Origin of the sequence: Methanosarcina sp. WWM596 (genome assembly GCF_000969965.1) — an archaeon.
Classification (GTDB): domain Archaea; phylum Halobacteriota; class Methanosarcinia; order Methanosarcinales; family Methanosarcinaceae; genus Methanosarcina.
Genome location: NZ_CP009503.1, coordinates 1,833,334 through 1,849,990 on the forward strand (window position 1 = coordinate 1,833,334; position 16,657 = coordinate 1,849,990).

The 16,657-nt window shown below is 41.5% G+C and carries 14 protein-coding genes; 8 read left to right on the forward strand and 6 right to left on the reverse strand.

Features of this window, described 5'->3' with window-relative positions; all coding sequences use genetic code 11:
* Nucleotides 1-505: 505 nt before the first annotated feature.
* Nucleotides 506-1,234: a formylglycine-generating enzyme family protein gene (locus MSWHS_RS08095; protein WP_231585655.1), complete on the reverse strand. Its 729-nt coding sequence runs from the start codon at nucleotides 1,232-1,234 to the stop codon at nucleotides 506-508.
* A 1-nt stretch (nucleotide 1,235) separates the two neighbouring features.
* On the opposite strand from MSWHS_RS08095, the gene MSWHS_RS21380 reads away from it, so the two are divergent.
* Together MSWHS_RS21380 and MSWHS_RS08100 are read left to right on the forward strand one after the other, a co-directional pair.
* On the forward strand, nucleotides 1,236-1,490 hold the full coding sequence (locus MSWHS_RS21380) for a hypothetical protein (RefSeq protein ID WP_231585656.1): 255 nt from the start codon (nucleotides 1,236-1,238) through the stop codon (nucleotides 1,488-1,490).
* A 166-nt stretch (nucleotides 1,491-1,656) separates the two neighbouring features.
* On the forward strand, nucleotides 1,657-2,451 hold the full coding sequence (locus tag MSWHS_RS08100; RefSeq protein WP_048158915.1) for a winged helix-turn-helix domain-containing protein: 795 nt from the start codon (nucleotides 1,657-1,659) through the stop codon (nucleotides 2,449-2,451).
* Between the two features lie 116 nt (nucleotides 2,452-2,567).
* Here the strand turns inward: MSWHS_RS08100 and MSWHS_RS08105 are convergent, their stop codons facing one another.
* Entirely contained in the window at nucleotides 2,568-3,350 is a 783-nt protein-coding gene (locus tag MSWHS_RS08105; protein ID WP_048128089.1) for a DUF429 domain-containing protein, read from the reverse strand.
* 317 nt (nucleotides 3,351-3,667) lie between these two features.
* Between MSWHS_RS08105 and MSWHS_RS08110 the strand changes: the two genes are divergently transcribed.
* Nucleotides 3,668-4,294, forward strand: coding sequence for a restriction endonuclease (locus MSWHS_RS08110; RefSeq protein WP_048128087.1), 627 nt, complete (start codon nucleotides 3,668-3,670; stop codon nucleotides 4,292-4,294).
* 169 nt (nucleotides 4,295-4,463) lie between these two features.
* Here MSWHS_RS08110 and pheT read toward each other — a convergent pair whose 3' ends face one another.
* Nucleotides 4,464-6,092 (reverse strand): phenylalanine--tRNA ligase subunit beta, encoded by a 1,629-nt coding sequence (gene pheT / locus MSWHS_RS08115; RefSeq protein WP_048158916.1) that lies wholly within the window; start codon nucleotides 6,090-6,092, stop codon nucleotides 4,464-4,466.
* A 600-nt stretch (nucleotides 6,093-6,692) separates the two neighbouring features.
* On the opposite strand from pheT, the gene MSWHS_RS20170 reads away from it, so the two are divergent.
* On the forward strand, nucleotides 6,693-7,202 hold the full coding sequence (locus MSWHS_RS20170; protein ID WP_156151199.1) for a hypothetical protein: 510 nt from the start codon (nucleotides 6,693-6,695) through the stop codon (nucleotides 7,200-7,202).
* Nucleotides 7,203-7,749: 547 nt separating this feature from the next.
* Nucleotides 7,750-8,433 (forward strand): ribonuclease HII, encoded by a 684-nt coding sequence (rnhB, locus tag MSWHS_RS08125; RefSeq protein WP_048158917.1) that lies wholly within the window; start codon nucleotides 7,750-7,752, stop codon nucleotides 8,431-8,433.
* Nucleotides 8,434-8,438: 5 nt separating this feature from the next.
* Here rnhB and MSWHS_RS08130 read toward each other — a convergent pair whose 3' ends face one another.
* Complete coding sequence (locus MSWHS_RS08130) at nucleotides 8,439-9,281, reverse strand: MBL fold metallo-hydrolase (protein WP_048128071.1); 843 nt, start codon at nucleotides 9,279-9,281, stop codon at nucleotides 8,439-8,441.
* Between the two features lie 503 nt (nucleotides 9,282-9,784).
* Nucleotides 9,785-11,389: a VWA domain-containing protein gene (locus tag MSWHS_RS08135; RefSeq protein ID WP_082088340.1), complete on the reverse strand. Its 1,605-nt coding sequence runs from the start codon at nucleotides 11,387-11,389 to the stop codon at nucleotides 9,785-9,787.
* Nucleotides 11,390-11,583: 194 nt separating this feature from the next.
* Between MSWHS_RS08135 and MSWHS_RS20175 the strand changes: the two genes are divergently transcribed.
* Nucleotides 11,584-11,814, forward strand: coding sequence for a hypothetical protein (locus MSWHS_RS20175; RefSeq protein ID WP_156151200.1), 231 nt, complete (start codon nucleotides 11,584-11,586; stop codon nucleotides 11,812-11,814).
* Nucleotides 11,815-11,920: 106 nt separating this feature from the next.
* On the opposite strand, the gene MSWHS_RS08145 is transcribed toward MSWHS_RS20175, so the two are convergent.
* Nucleotides 11,921-13,447 carry an AAA family ATPase gene (locus MSWHS_RS08145; RefSeq protein WP_231585657.1) on the reverse strand — a complete coding sequence of 509 codons (1,527 nt, stop codon included), beginning with the start codon at nucleotides 13,445-13,447 and terminating at the stop codon, nucleotides 11,921-11,923.
* Nucleotides 13,448-13,951: 504 nt separating this feature from the next.
* On the opposite strand from MSWHS_RS08145, the gene tnpA reads away from it, so the two are divergent.
* Both tnpA and MSWHS_RS08155 read left to right on the forward strand, forming a co-directional pair.
* Nucleotides 13,952-14,413, forward strand: a complete 462-nt coding sequence (gene tnpA, locus MSWHS_RS19170; RefSeq protein WP_082088120.1) for an IS200/IS605 family transposase — start codon at nucleotides 13,952-13,954, stop codon at nucleotides 14,411-14,413.
* A 128-nt stretch (nucleotides 14,414-14,541) separates the two neighbouring features.
* Nucleotides 14,542-16,512, forward strand: a complete 1,971-nt coding sequence (locus MSWHS_RS08155; protein WP_231585719.1) for a pentapeptide repeat-containing protein — start codon at nucleotides 14,542-14,544, stop codon at nucleotides 16,510-16,512.
* Nucleotides 16,513-16,657: the final 145 nt, after the last annotated feature.

Below are 16,657 nucleotides of genomic sequence, written 5' to 3' on the forward strand. Positions count from 1 at the left end.
TATTGCTCCTCTGGTCAATACCTCCTGTTTAATTAATCACGGCCTTTAGCCAGGTCAACTCTTCTTTTTAAAAAGTTTTCATTTACCTGTTATTGAATTTCTAAGTTGACATCCAAAGTCTATGCAGTCCTATTATAAAATATTTTTGGTAATTTTGTAATAAAATTAATACAGTATCACTTTATTTTCGGCTACGGTAGACGTTTGAGTGGATTGTTAGGTAGAACTTTGGAGAGATTATTACATTAATTATTAATCTACATCTATAAATTTAGTCCCATTCCCTGCAGAGCAATAGGTGTCAAAAAACCCCTGCACGTTTCTAAAAAGAATTATGCGTAAAAATGAGATTCGGACTTTATTTTTATATGGTCGAGAAGAAGATTAACGGTGGATTACTTTCTGTATCGTCAGTTGATGTTAATAATGTAGTGTGGACAAATGGGAACATAATTTAAGTTCATGATCTGTCCTCTAAAAAAGACACTATTATACTTCCTGGTAATTATATTTCCTTAACCACCCTGAATCCCAGGCTGTTAAGCTTCCTGTCCTGCGCTGCAAAAAGCCTTTCAGCCGACCTGCAGCATCCTGCATTTCCGTTCCAACCCCCACCCCTTCTTATACGTACAGGAACAGATACGCTTGGGAAGGGACTCTCCCATGCCCTGCCGTCTGAAGGCGCTCCTTTGTAGCTGATATGGTATTCGTCCTGTACCCACTCCCCTACATTTCCGTATATATCATAAAGTCCCCAAGGATTGGGCTTTTTCAAACCGACAGGGTGAGCTTCAAGTCCGGAGTTCTTGAGAAACCAGGCGTATTCTGTGAGTTTGAGTTCGCAGTCACCGAAGAAATAACTGCCTGTGGTTCCTGCCCTTGCTGCATATTCCCATTCGGCTTCTGTGGAGAGGCGATAAACTGGGCTTTTTTCACCAATATTTTCAACGGCATTAAGTTTTCGAATAAAAGCCTGCGCTTCTTCCCAGGAAACAGTTTCAATCGGGTACTTTTCACCCCTGAAATCGGAAGGATTATACCCCATAACTTTACTCCACTGTTCCTGCGTAACTGGATACCTGCCCAGATAAAAGGGTTTTTTTATAGATACCCTGTGTACAGGGCTTTCCCAGAGCTTTCTGCGCTTCTCGCGGGAAGAAGAACCCATATCAAATTCTCCTGCAGGGACAGGGACAAACTCCATTCCGATGGAGTTTTTATACGGGTTGCTCACAGTGATTGGACCGTTAATAGAGCCTGCAGTTGAACCTTTAACTGAACAATTATCTAGATTGGCTGAGTTATCAGTTAATTCTCCAGCTAAACCTTCGGTTAAATTTTCAGTTAAGTTTTCAGTTAAGTTCTCAGTTAAGTTCTCAGTTAAATTCTCAAGTGTAAACTCAGATTCTTTTGAGCATGTACATTTTCCACAAGAATATATGTTTAGATCCAGCGGTCTCACAACTCCAGTAAGAATAAATATTCTTTAAATATAAAAATATAGGGAAGTAATTATGCTCAAAAATGAAAACCTTTTTAGGAACTTATAATGAAAACCTTTTTAGGAATTACCAATAAAAAAATTTTTTGGAATTATAAATAAAAAAAGTCATAGGGTACTATACAGAAGTAACAGTGTAAATTGCAGGTGAGCAGATGAAACAGTCACTTATTAATCTCATCCTTTTTTCTGACAGGAGAAAAGATCTTTTATTTCTTCTGAGGAAAGAACCAAGAGATATCGATACAATCAAAGAGTTGCTCAACATAGGTGCCGGCTCGATCCAGCCCCATATTAAAAAAATGAGAGATGCTCACCTGATTATTGAGGAAAAGAAAATTTACAGGTTGTCCGAAATAGGAAAAATAATAGTTGAAAATATGGAGCCTCTCCTGAGTACAATTGAGGTTTTTGAAGTCAATGAAGACTACTGGAAGACCCATGATTTAACCCGGATTCCAGACTTCCTTCTGGAGAGGATTGACGAACTTGGGCACTGTGAATTGCTTGAGCCTGATGCGGAACATCTGTTTGAGACACCTAAGTTTTTCATGGAAAAACTCCTGAGTTCAAAAGAGATCCTTACCTTTGTATCCTACTTCCATCCGGAAGCCCCTTCCCTTTATGCAGGCATTGCGGAAAACGGCACCAGGCATGTTCTCTGCATGACCGAAAATGTTATAGAGCGCTTATTCTCCGGTTTTCCGGAAGAAGCTGACAGGCTGTTTAAAAATAAGAATTCAAAAATATTTATCTGCCGGAAACCCGCACCCATTCCCTCAATTGTTGTAACTGACAGGTTCCTTGCGCTTAAACTTTTTGAAAAAGATGGCAAATTGAGGGATCAGATTCTTATATCCACCGAGGAAAAAGCTTTAAGCTGGGGAAAAGAGCTTTTCTGGCATTGCATGCAGGTGGCTGAACCATTGGAAGAAAAGCCAGGCTTTTGAACTTTTTTAAAATATTAGTTGAACCAGTTTTTAACCCAGTTTTTAACCTAGCTTTTAACCCAGTTTTTAACCTAGCTTTTAACCCGGTTGTTTTTACTCTGACCTTCCTCAACGTTTCATTCTGCATTTTTACGATTTCTAACTTCCTTGAATTCACAGTAAATCATCTGGATTTTCAATCCTTTACTATCAGTTTCAGGTTCATGGGGCACATACACAAACCCATAAATGTTCCCCATTTTTGCAGTGAGTGCAGCTGCAAGGGCATCCAGGATATCGTCTTTTGCAAGATCCTTTCGCCTGTACTTTGCAAGGGCATATTCGATGACTTCATCTGCAAATGGGCAGAAATTACCAAGGGCTTCCCTTCTTTCAAGAAAACCTTCGGCTTTCTTTTTCGGGTATTTCATAGGAAAGCCTGTAAAAGCCTGAAAACATATCTCAGGCCCTACCTCCCGGATTTTTTCCCTGAAATTTTCGTTTTCAACCAGGAAACTATCCACATCCCGGATTTTAGGGACTATGTGCCAGGTCTGCTTCGAGATGCGTTTTCCAGTGAGCCTTTCATTGACCTCACAGGCTTCTTTATAGGTTTCCGCATAAATTGCTTCCCTGCAGGGCACAGGAAAGATGCTGGACTTCCGGGCTTTCAGGACTCTACGGGCTCCAAGATCCGAAAGCCGCTCCCCACTGCCTCCGGTTTTCAGACCTATAGGAATGTCTATCAGAATAAAGGGCTCTGCCTGGATATAATTATTTTTCAAAAAATCAACAAGGCACGAAAACTCCGGAAAAAGTTCAACTTTCCAGCTGCATTCACTCTCATTTTCTCCTTCAAGGAGCACTGCAACCCAGCCTGCTCTGCAGCCGTCAACCCCGACAAAGACCTTCTTGCTCATACCTGCAGTTGGGAGTGAAAACTTAAAGAGTTTTTCTTGCGGAGATCCGGGACTGCGGGATACAGTTAATTAGCAAAGAAGCTGTACGAATCTGTAGAAGCTCAAAGGTAGGGAAAGGTTATCAGGATTACCTTAAAAGTAAATAAAATAATCTTAAAGGCTGTCCTGATAGATTTAAAGGTTAAAAAGGTTAATCAAATTAATTTTTTTGACTGGAAAAAATGTTCACATAATGAAAAAAATATTCTCATTATAAGAATAAATGTTCGTACAATATATAATTATTGCCAGATTAATAAATAAATTGGAGGCAGGTTATGAAGCTCTGGTTACTCAAAGCCGCAGGCACTTTGGAAGACGAAGAGATAATTCTGGAAGACAGCGTGATTACCATCGGAGGGGCTGAATTCCCGAATTTATCCAGTATTAAAAACGAAGAGCAGGTACAGAAACTCATACTCGAAAAATATCCCGGCATGCGGGGAGATCGTTCCGAAACCTGGGCAGTGGATATCTGCTCTTTCGTTACAAAAATAAAGAAAGGAGACCTTGTGGCAGTCCCCCTCAAGACCAGAAATGAGGTGCTGATCGGAAAGGTTACGGGGGACTACGAATACAGGCAGATCACTGACTTTATCAGCCATATAAGGAGGGTCAGGTGGCTCAAAACACTTCCAAAAGGGGTCTTTGAAGAAGAATATAATGTGGACTTTAACTCCCCTGAAGCCCTCTTCCTGATAAAAGCAGACCCTGAAAAGCTGGCAGATTTCATAGAAACAAAAAGCCTGGGGGCTCTCATCGAAGAACTCTCCTTTGCCCTTGAAGACATGGACTACCTGAGAGAGAGGATGCTTGAGCTTGTGTACAGGCTGGCTGAAACCGATGAGATTCCTGAAGTTCGGAAAATCGCAGCGGAAATGGAAAAGATGCTGAGAGAAAAGTAAAGGAAAGAAGAGGAGAGAAAAGTAAAGGAAAGAAGAGGAGAGGAAAGGAAAGGAAAGAAGAGGAGAGGAAAGTTCCCTCTTAATTCTTCTTAACTAAAATTTGATTTTTATTTATTGTTATTTATTTTTATTTATTGCTCTTTAATTTTATTTATTGTTATTTTTACTTTTAACCTATAAGGTTGTTCAGGTCAAGTTCAAACCCTACAACGGCGTATCCGAGTGTGAAATTGTTTATTACTTCGGGGTGGAGTTCTCCAAAGACTCCGAGTTTTTTGCCGTTGACATAAACATCTGCCCGCCTGCCTTCGAGAAAAGCCGGGTCTTCAGACTCTTTTACCTCATAAGGAAGCATCATTTCTCTCATGAAGGCGTCTACAACCTCATAGATTTCGGTGAAATTTGCCTGCGGATGGATCGAGACTGCAGCTACGTGCTGGCTGGTTGTTTCGTTGCTTACGACCTCGCCGAACTCGAAGATTTTCTGCGGAAGTTCCCTGTGTTGGTTTAAGGCAAGGATTTCAAGCAGGTTGGGAAGCACGGTTGTCCTGAGCATTGTCTGGTCTTCGCTTATCGGGTGAAGCACGTAGGTAACGTCATCCGTCTTTTGCCTGCACATGTTTTCAAAGTTGACCTTTTCACTGGTAAGCGTAAAAGGCATAACCTCATAATAGCCAAGACCGACCATTATTTCATTTACTGGAGCTCGCATCAGGGAAATCGGGTGGGACTTGCCTGCAGTATAAGTCTCAGGGATCCTTACTTTGATATTCTCATAGCCGTAACCTTTGGCAATGTCCTCTACAAGGTCATAGTTGTGCAGGATATCTGCCCTGTAAGCCGGCACCTTTACCTCAATGGTTTCCTTATCAAGGGCAGATGCTCCAAAGCGCATCCTCTCAAGCTGTTTTACGATCTCTTCAACTGAGAGTTCCATGCCTATAAGGGATTTTACTTCGCCTGTGGTAAGCAGCCTTTCTTTGGGCTCAAGGTCAGGCAGGACAAGTTCTTCGCCCCCTGGACGGATTAGCCTTACAAACTCGATCTGCCCTCCTCTTTCTGCAAGGGCTGTAACAACAATATTCAAAGCCGTGTAGACAGCTTCCCCGAGACCTGTAACATCAATGAAAAGGTCGGTTGTGCTTTCGGTTACGGATGTAAGTGTTCCGTTTATGATGGGTGGGAAGGACAGCACATTGTCATCTGCGTCCAGGATGATCGGGTATTTGTCAAAACCCCTTACGAGATGGGCAAACCTTGTGCCTTTCGGGTGCTTATCCAGGATTTCCGTCATGCTCATCTTTTCAGTATAATCGAGAGGCACGAACTCAAATCCGGGATCTACTGCCATATAGCGGAAAGGAGGTTTCACATTTTTAAGGTCATGGACCCCGATGGACACTTTTTTCCGGTTTCTCCCGAGGCCCCAGTGCAGGTCTTCCTGCAGGTCCATGAGGGACTTGATGGAAGAGGATGTAAACTTTACTCCCCTTACAACCGCACACCCTAGGAAGGGTCTGATCTTCAGGATATCCTCACTGACGGATATGGATACCTCGTAAGGCTTTATCGCATATTCGGGAAGCCCGGTCTCAAGATCCAGAAAACCCCGCATTGCCCTGGCTGCTCCTTCCACACTGTAAAGGTCAGGCCTGTCAGGGAAGAACTCGATATCGACATACTCGTCTTCAATCCTTTCGATATCGGCTCCTATCATGGGCACCCGTTTTATGATGGTCTCCTTATCTGTTCCTGTGAGTTTCTCAAGGTCTTCATAATGCAAGGTGATTACTGGCATGGGGAATTCATCTCATCTGTTGCTAGCTAACTTAACCCCAAAAATAATCAACTTTAGATTTAATGCTTTTGTTTCAGGCAGTGTTTGAAGAACTTCAGCTCAGACTTGAAGCTCTGGAACGCATGCAAGCCGGAAGCATGGGGAATACACAGCATGCATTACAAATATTTTAGGAAGTATTTAAATAAAAAGAATCCAGTTTGTAATATATATATTTAAATTTGTTCTATATCTATATTTCTTCTATTATTATATATCTTGTATAATAATCACTCTATTGTGTATGTTTGAAATCTCTTTGTTGGCAAGTCCCGGTGTATAGTACGAGGATAGAATTTGCTATTTTTTCTATACTCATCAAAAATAAATTGGTACGATTTATTGGCAAAATGAATGAATCTGCTAACATTGCATGGCTTGAAAAACCAACATCCTCAAAATTGATTAAGGAGTCGTCACAGAACAAACTATGCACAGGTTTCAATTGGGTGCCTTGATTTTCAAGATCAATACCACCAATTGAAAATTAACTTTATGAAAAATCTGCCTAATCTATTTTGTTACGGTTACTAAGTTGAAACAGATTGGGGGAGTGAACAAATGAATATCAAAAAGACATTGATTTTTTTGTTGTTGGTTTGTTTTATAGTGTCAGTGACAGCTGCGGTGGTAACAGCAAACCAAAAACAATATGACAACGGCTACAAAGATGGTTGCAGAGATGGCTATAAAGATGGATTTAGAGAAGGTAAAGCAGACAGCAAGAAGCTTGCCAGTGAATTCAATAAAAAGAAAGAAGCCAATAAAAACGACTATGACAGGGGCTACGAAAAAGGCTATAGTGACTGCTTCCCAAAAGGCTATGAAGCAGGCCTGAAAGCTGCGTCGCCAAGTGGAAACCAAAAACAATATGACAACGGCTACAAAGACGGTTGCAGAGATGGCTATAAAGATGGATTTAGAGAAGGTAAAGCAGATAGCAAGAAGCTTGCCAGTGAATTCAATAGAAAGAAAGAAGCCAATAAAAACGACTATGACAGGGGCTACGAAAAAGGCTATAGTGACTGCTTCCCAAAAGGCTATGAAGCAGGCCTGAAAATTAAAAAATAAATCAACCTCGTTTTGTATTTTCCAAACTCTTTATTATTTTGGGAACGCGGAGGGTTACGAATACCCGGTCCATCAGGTCAGGGATGAAGTGAACCCTCTCATCTTTTTGGTTTTGTCTAAGGAATAGTTGAAATATAACTTCAAGCTTTCACTTATAGAATTGCTCTATAATTTCATTTCCCAAAATAATCGTCAAAGACAATTCTCATTTCGCTTTACTTACAACATTAACTGTTTTTAAAATTGGAAGATAAGATCTGATAAGGACACAAACTGCTTTTAGAAGGCTGAAGTTTTAAGCGATTTAAATAGGTATTTCCCTAAAATAGGGTATTTAATAATTTTATTTTTTATTTAAAGCGTTTAAAATGATTTTGATATAAGCTCAAATAAGCATAATTATCAAGCCATTAAGTTCAAATCAATGGAGGTCTGTTTTTCAAAGGATTATTATAGAGCCCTGTTTTAATACTTTGCAAAAATATACCTTTACCTACTTTTATAAAGTAATAAACCCTCTTCCTTCAAATCAGGAGACAGCCAGAGAATGATTATCGCAGGAATTGATGAAGCCGGAAAAGGTCCGGTAATCGGGCCCATGTGCATAGGGGGCGTAAAGATCGATGAATCTAAAGCCCATATCCTCAAGGTGCTGGGGGTTGTAGATTCCAAGAAGTTGACACCAAAAAAAAGGGAGCAGCTTGCAGCCCAGATCAAAAAACACGCAGACGGCTTTTTCGTCCTTGAGGTTAGCCCCTCTCAGATAGACGAACTCCGGAAGATAATGAGCATGAATGAGATCATGGTTGTCTGCTTTGCAAAAGTGCTTGAACAGCTGAAACCGGATATCGTGTATGCCGATGCTGCTGACGTAAAAGCCGAGCGTTTTGGCGAAAATCTTCGCAGGCAGTATGCAAAAACCAGTCCTGATCATGCAAAGAAAATAGAGATCATTTCCATGCACCAGGCAGATGCAATTTATCCTGTAGCCTCAGCAGCCTCTATCATTGCAAAAGTACGCAGAGACGAGCTTATAGAAGAACTCAAGAAAGAATGGGGTGCAGACTTCGGAAGCGGCTATCCCTCAGACCCGAAGACAAAAAGTTTCCTTTTGAAATGGGGAAAAGAACACGGCGGAAAGTTCCCCGAGATCGTCAGGCAGTCCTGGCAAACAGTAGAAAATGTAAGAAAAGAACTGGAAAAAGCTGATGAAAGCCTTCCAAAAAGGTAGAATAGTTAAAAATATTCAATCTGCAGTCCAACTCCCACTTCCTTAAGCCTGCAGACCTTCGAAAGCTCAATTTTTGAGTTTAAGTCCGTACAGTGGCAGGCGTGGACGCAGCCGGGGTCAAGTTTTTTAAGGTATTTGAGGGTTCCGTGCATCCTTTCTTCTGAGGGCTCCAGGAGATGAAAGCCGCCTATTATATCAAGGACCCTGCTGTCTCCGCAGACTTCTTTTGCATATTCGATGATATTGCAGATCCCGGAATGGGAACAGCCTGCGATGATTACGAGCCCTGCCTCTGTCCTATACACCAGAGCCGTGTCGTCCGGAAGGAGGTCAGGAATTTTGTTTCCCTCCCTGTCCTGCACGTATCCGACAGCTGCCTCTGACTCAAAGGTGAAGTTTCTGGGGATTTCCCCAAGGAATACGAGCCTCTCGCTCAGCCAGAGGGGAATGCTTGAGAGCTGCAGCCTGAAGTGTTCGGAAAGCTTTTTGGGAGTGAGCAGGCTTCCGATTTCCCCTATCCCTTCACATTTTTTGCTTTCGAAAGCGAGGGGGTGGGCAACGAGAACTGGAGACCTGCAGGGTAGTCTTTCTATCCCAGCTTCCGTGATGAAACGGATCAGGGGTTCAAGCCCCCAGCTGTGGTCCAGGTGCCCGTGGGAGAGGACCAGGTAATCGAGGTCTGAAAGTGAAAGTCCCATTTTCCAGGCGTTTTTGAGGAAGATATCCGAATACCCGGTATCAAAGAGGACTCTGGTTCCCGAATCTTCCAGAAGGAAGGACAAACCGGGCTCAGCAAAGAAATATCTGTCAATAAGGGTGTTATTGTCAACAAGGACCGTGAGTTTCATGAAGAGTTAAATTTGCCTGAAGCCTATAATAACATTATTATCATATACTTGTAAAACCATTCAAGGTTGTGTTTTCTATTGCAAAGACCCAATACCTTTTATCTTTAAGCTGGAAAAAAGTGAAGGTATGAATACCTGGAAGGCAAAAACGAGTGCCATAAATTAACACTCCACTCGGTTCGGGAAACACTTCCTTCAACCCTCGGAAACCACATTTCAATCCAAAAATTCTATAATGCCTACACCAGTCTTTCTGGAGACCCGTCGAAAAAATAATCACATACATGCTTTGAGTTTAAACGAAACGCTTTTTATAGTTAACAGCTCTTAAATCTAAATTGGAGCAGTAAAATGAACGTAAAAAAATTTATCTGTGTAATTCTGTCGATTGCTATCTCTTTATCGATCTTAATCTACATGTTCATATATTTGCCCAATCCCTTTATGTGAGTTTCTTTTAAGGAAAGAAAGGATTTCTAAACTCACATTTACTCTATCTTTTTTCATTTTTCATTCTCACAATTTATCAGTTTCACTTTCCCGCCAGTGCCTTCCAGATCCTGCTTCATTTCCACAATATATGTATAATCCGATATCTGAGAAAGCCCGCCTGCCCCGCTGCCTCCAATGATCAGTGAATAGACCTTTGCATTATACTTCTTCTTTGCCTCTTCCCAGCGGGCAAGGACCAGCTCATCAGAGATTTCGGACTTTCCATCCGTGATGAAGAGCAGGTCTGCACCCCGAAAGTCTTTTTCTTTCAGGGACTTAAGGCCCGAAGCAAGCGCGGTATTGAAATCCGTCCCGCCGCCAAAAGTGTAGAGGAGAAAATTCAGGAATTTTTTGGACATCTTTTTCCTGCTGCTGAGCTCGATTTCCAGGTGCTGGCTTGTGGAGGCAAAAAGGATGACTTTCATGTCCCTCTGCTGAATGAGCATCAGCTTTGCCATGGCAAGCACGGCAGACTTGGCAAGGGTCTGGGGAGTCCCGTGCATGGAACCGGAGGTATCGACGAGCACAATCATAGGGCCTCTCGGCTTTATTCGGGGAGGACCGGTATAGTGTTTGCCAAGCAGCTGGTAGCTCAGGAGTTTTCCCTCAAGCATATCGGCATAGAATTTCTGCTTCAGAGCCGGGTTAAGGAGCTTTGCGGCTTCCATTGGTAGGAGGTTATTTATTGAGTCTGAAAACCGTACATTCTGGATCCTGTTTTTTCCAAAAGGAGAATAGCGTATGCGATCAGCGGGGGGGTCAAATTCCCGCCTGCCTATAAAATTCACAATTCTTCTGAGGTCAGGGTTTTTTTCAAAAAAAGCCGAATAATTTTTCAGCGTCTTAAGCTGGACATAAAACGGCTCTTTTTTAAGCTCTTTTACGGAATAACTCCAGTTCCTGCCAGGGAAGAGAAGGGCAAGGGTCTCAAAGAGTTCAAGGTTTTCCTCCATTTCCGAAACGAAGCCTTCCATCCGCAGGTAAAGCCTTTGCAACACGTTTTCAAGAAAAGCCTGACTCCCTTCAAGCTGCATGAAAGCCGGGACCTTTTCCTGAAGAGCCTGAAAAGTTGAATTCCTGAAGGCATTCCCTTCTGAAAAACTTCCCCAGAGCAGGAAAGTTTCCTGCAAAATGTTTTCAAATTCCTGTAGGAGCTTTTCCATTTCGGCATTGAGTTCTTTTAACCCTCCGCCTGAAAATTCTGAATATTTTGAAAACTTTTCGAGGGTTTCGTAAAGCAGAGGCAGAAGGATTTTCAGGCAGGCAATCCCGGCACCCTGGCTTTTATTCGCGATTTTTCGAATTTTTGGCCAGCTTTTCGAGTTTCTCAGGGTAAGGTAAAGTGGGTAAAAAGCCCCGAAACGCCCGATGAATTTTTCCGGGTCTTTTATTTCATAAGATTGCCCGAAAAGGACTTCAAGGGTCATTATTTCAGCGATTTTCTCTCGCAGAGGACGGGGAACGACCCCTGGAAAAGCTACTGTGCTTCGAAGTTCATTTTCCAGCAGGTAAGCGGTCGTTTTCTGAAAACTGAGGGAGGAGGGAAGAGGGCATTTTTCTGATAAAAAGGAGTCTTTTGGAGAGGGATCGTAAAAATGGTTCGAAAAACTGTCCATGGCATCACCAGATTATAGTCAGGAACGCAATACTCTTAACTCAGTATCTCCACCTGTTCATAAGCAAAGCAGAAAAACATCGCACAACGTGCGATTTCTCATAATCCTGATGTTATATTCAATTCTAGTTATATTCAATTCTATTTTGACCTTGTATTAAAACCTTTTAAATACTTAATTATCAATTACATTAGATGATTTTAAAAATAAATTCTAAAAATATAGCATATTTTAATATTGGAATCTCAATTATTTTCGCAGTAGCAATCGTATTTTTAAACGTCGATGAAACAACAAGAAATTGGATTGTAGTTCTATGGTTTATTACTTTTTCATTGTTATCTATAGAAGGATTGAAAAGACAAGAAGGATTGAAAAGACAAGAAGAATTGAAAAGACAAGAAGGATTGAAAAGACAAAAATAAAACTTATTGGGATTTTTTCCAGTATCTTCCGTGATTTAAATTTTCGTTCGAGATCAGTTAGAAATCTTTAATACCTGAATATAAATTCCTTTTTCTAAATCTTCCATCATTTAAACCCTAACTTTGAACCCAGACCTTTCATAAAGTTTCCTGCACTATTTCCTGTCCGGTTTTCAGAATCAGATGTCGTATCAGAAGCCGGACCGGGGATCTGAACTTTTGTATCCATTTTTTCGGGCAGGAGGTCCAGACCTGGCATTTTCCGGATCTCTTCTACGAGTGTTTCAATTTTGGATAAATCCTCATATCTGCTGTCGTGCAGGAGGAGAACTTCGTTTCTGTCAAGGGTGGAGAGCCAGATATTTGTTTCCATCATGTCCCTGAGGACCTGCCTTTCTTCTCCAAGCCGCTTTTTTATACCCCTCACCAGAGTTTCTAGGCCCTTGAATTCTGTTTCGAAAACCTTCCTGCGGGCCGGGGGAATGGTCCCCGGCATTTCTGAATTTTTATAGAGGGAATCGAGTTCTCTGATCAGGTTATCGTAAGGGTAGATTCTTGACGAGCCTTCCTGCATAAAACTGTAGCTGTGGTCAGGATGAGTATCGTGGTGGGCGTTTACCTCCTGCCTGAACCTGAACTTTTCCCCGCAGCTGTCGCAGGCGATTCCCACAGGCAAATCGTTTTTCAGGGCAAGGCTTATGGCTTCCCTGAGGTCTCCTGCATCCAGGCGCAATTTCTCCGTGTTAATTCCACCCGAGACCACGAATTCGAAAACCGTTTTTCTGATGGTTTCCTTCTCTTCGGGCAGGTTCCAGAGCATGTGCTGAAGCAAAAGTGCCATTGTTCTGTCAACAGCCGGACACCCACTGCTGCAGGCTGCAACCTTCAGGACCTGGACAATTCTTTTCCAGCGCCGGTCCGAAATCTCAATTTCCTGAAGCTGGAGGTTCCTCCGGAGTTCTGTGATTATAACTTCAACATCAGGGTCAACAGGCAGGGAGTTTGCGCTTTTGCGAAGCTTCTCTATTTCTGAAACCGGAAGGCTCGCAGTAGGTCTAAATTCATCAGGTTCTTTGAAAAGGAGGTTTTTGAAGTTCTCATCATCCTGGATGTATGAGAGCCTGTACCTGAACAGGAAACGGTCATAAAGGGCTTCCAGGCTATCATCCTCTTCCGGAAGTTCGTTCGAAGCCCCGAAGACCGACAGCAGGGGAACATTGACTATCTCCCTTCCATTATGGTATTTTCTTTCGTTCAGTATGGTCAGGAGGCTGTTGAGGATAGCGCTGCTTGCCTTAAAGATCTCGTCCAGCAAAGCAATATGGGCTGTTGGGAGGCAACCTTTAATGTTTCTCCTGAACTCGTCTTCTTCAAGGGCTTTTAAGGAAAGAGGCCCGAAAATCTCTTCAGGGGTCGAAAAGCTTGTTAAGAGGTAATTAAAAAAGTTCCCACCTTCAATAGTCTGACAGATACTTCTGGCAAGCTGGGTTTTGGCTGTGCCGGGGGGGCCCAGAAAGAGCAGATTTTCGCCTGAAAGGACAGCGAGAAGAGAGCCGTTGATCTCAGCTTCGCGTTCTTTGAAGTAGTCAGTAAATTCTGATTTAATCTCAAGAAGGGTTTCTTTCAGGTTCAAACCTCCGGTTTTGTAATAGTTATGAGATAGTTCCGGGATAAAAGAGTTTTCAAGGGCTGTTTTCTGTCTGTTTTGTAGTCTTTCGCCTGATTCTATTTTAAATCTTGCAATTCTGTTAAAAGAAAATGAACTGAATAATCTGCTTTCGGATTTTTATCTTCTCACATACTTTTAAACTATACTTTGGAACATCTTAATATAAAAAATTCAGTAAACTGTTTGAGAATATAATTAAGTAAATATTATATGGATTCAGGTAATTTAATGAAAAGTTTAAGCATAATAATTATTTAATTTATATAAAATATTAATAGTGTTTTTATTACTATGGGAGTGCAGAGGGTCACGAATACCCTGACCTTCAGGTCGGGGATGAAGTGAACCCTCGCTGGCTGTTTTGTATTCGCTTAAACTGTATCAATCATCGTTTTTTTGTAAAATGAGGTTTTTTGACACCATAGCCACAGGTGGTTCCAGCTACCTATGGCTAGGATGTGATAAGCGTTGGAATTGCGCAGTTTTAGCCATGGCTATGGTCAGATTACCTACCACATCGTGTTGGTGCCTAAGTATCGATACAAGATATTCTACAATAAACGAGTTAAAAAGGATTGCGAGTCTATATTCCACAATATTTGCACAGAGAAAGGCTACAAAATCCATGCTCTGGAAGTTGTAGATAATCATGTTCACCTGTTCCTGGAATTCCACCCAAGCACCTCTCTATCAGAGGTGGTTCAATACTTGAAAGGAGGTAGTTCTTACAGATTGTTCAAGCTTCATCCTGAACTGAGAACACGATATTGGGGTGGAAGTCTATGGTCAAGTGGTAAATTCTATCGATCCGTTGGAAATGTAACCGCTGACACAATCAAGCACTACATTAAGGAGTCGCAGGGAAAACCGAAAACAGAGGTTCAATCATATAGATTAAAGTCTAGGCAACGGAAAATTGACGATTTCTAAGTACCAGAATAACCGGGCGGGCGGCCCATCAGCATACCCCATCCTTTAGGTTGGGGTGGCCGCACGCAATTTGATTTAATCTGGATTGATTAATAATATTCTTTACAAATCTTTTAGAGATTGGATTTATATTTGGTTTATATTTAAAAGTAGGGGATAAAGTGAATGAAAAACATCCTGGGCCCGTACGACAAATCATAGAAAAAATAGGACTTTCCGTTTTAATTCTCGTTTTTTTGATTTTACTGGGAACGTTCGTTTTTTACACCGTACAGTCATACTCTTCCTTAATACCGTCAAACTATACACAATCAAACCTCACACAGTCAAACCTTATACAGTCAAACCTTACACAGTCAAACCTTACACAGTCAAACCTTACACAGTCAAACCTTACACAGTCAAGCCTTATACAACCAAACTTTACACAGTCAAACCTTACACAACCAAACCTTACACAGTCAAACCTTACACAATCAAACCTCACGCAACCAAACCTTACACAACCAAACCTTACACAGTCAAACCTTATACAATCAAACCTTACGCAACCAAACCTTACACAGTCAAGCCTTATACAACCAAACCTTACGCAACCAAACCTTACACAGTCAAGCCTTATACAACCAAACCTCACACAATCAAACCTCACACAGTCATATAAAACAGTATATGTGGGGGATTATGGAAGTGAAAACTTCACCTGTGATGGAATTGATGACCAGGTAGAGATAAATCAGGCTCTTGAATATGTTGCAGAAAATCCTCAGTTTACAACAGTTTATTTGAGGGGTCCAAATACATACGTTATCTCAGATAGCATTTTCATTGGAAGTCAAACGACCCTGGTAGGAGATCCTACAGCTGTAATTAAGCTTAAAGACAAAGCGGACTGGCCAGTGGGCAAGCCCCTGATAACGCAGATGGACTGGAGAGGAGTCCATGGAGTCATAATAAAAGGATTTGAAATTGACGGAAATCATGACAATAACGAGGATAAAAAGAAAGGACTTGGATACTATAATATGATCCATTTCCTCAATTCCAGGGATATTCAGGTTCATGATATGTATATGCATGACGGGCATGGAGAAGGGTTGAAAGCAGATCACAGTTACAATATCCAGTTTTACAATAACAACGTGTATAAATTGGGGCATAATGGTCTTTTTGCCATCTCCTGCCAGAACGTAGAGGCCTGGAACAACACGATAACCTGCAGGACTGACAGCGGCCTTAGAGCAACGAACTCAAATCACATAAAATTCTATGATAACTTAATTGACTCCTTTTACCACTGGAGTGCAGGCAGCTCTGGAATTCTCATTGAGAAAACAGCAGGTACTGTCAATGATGTGGAGATATACAATAATACTATCCACAATACTTACGGACCCGGACTCTGGCTGATAGGCTGGTCGGAGTCCTACTCCAGAAAAGAGGCACAGAACGTCCACATTTATCACAATATTTTTTACAGTACCGGTACAAACCCAAATATTGACTGGGTGGGAGGCATAATAACAAGCGGGTTTTACGATACCCTTATCGAAAACAATATCTTTGACGGGGTATATCATGCTGCAGTTATTCACATGTACCCTACAGGTACTCACATATATCCTACATATGATGACCACCCCAATCTTTCACCTACAGGTACAGGATATGCAACAATTGTCCGCAATAATATCATAGTGAATACCCGGGAACGTAAGAAAGACCCTGAAGGGACAGGATATGCAGTAATCAATTATCTTCCTGAAACACAGACTTTTGTGCTTGAAAATAACTGTCTGTACAATAACTCTGCAGGTAATTACCAGAACTGCACATCAACCACTGACATCTATGCAGATCCACTCTTCGTAAACCAGAATGAACATGATTACTGCCTGAAACCGGATTCTCCCTGTATCGGTGCCGGATATACTTTTCCAATTTCTTCAGAAACATTTGAAGAAAAAACCACTGAATCTATTGAATCTAACGAAATAATTACAGAATCTATTGAGTCTAATGAAAAAACCATAAAATCTATTATACGTGCTTTTGTATCTCAAATGCGCAAGTTTCTTTCCGTTGATACTTCTGAATAAAGCCCGATAAACGCCTGGCTACCCCCTAAGCCAGGTATGAGCCTTTTTAATTTTTTCTGGTTCTTCTCCAATTTCAAATAAATCATAAAATTTCATCATAATTTGAGTAAACCAATCTACCCATTTTGGAAAAGTTGATCGATTC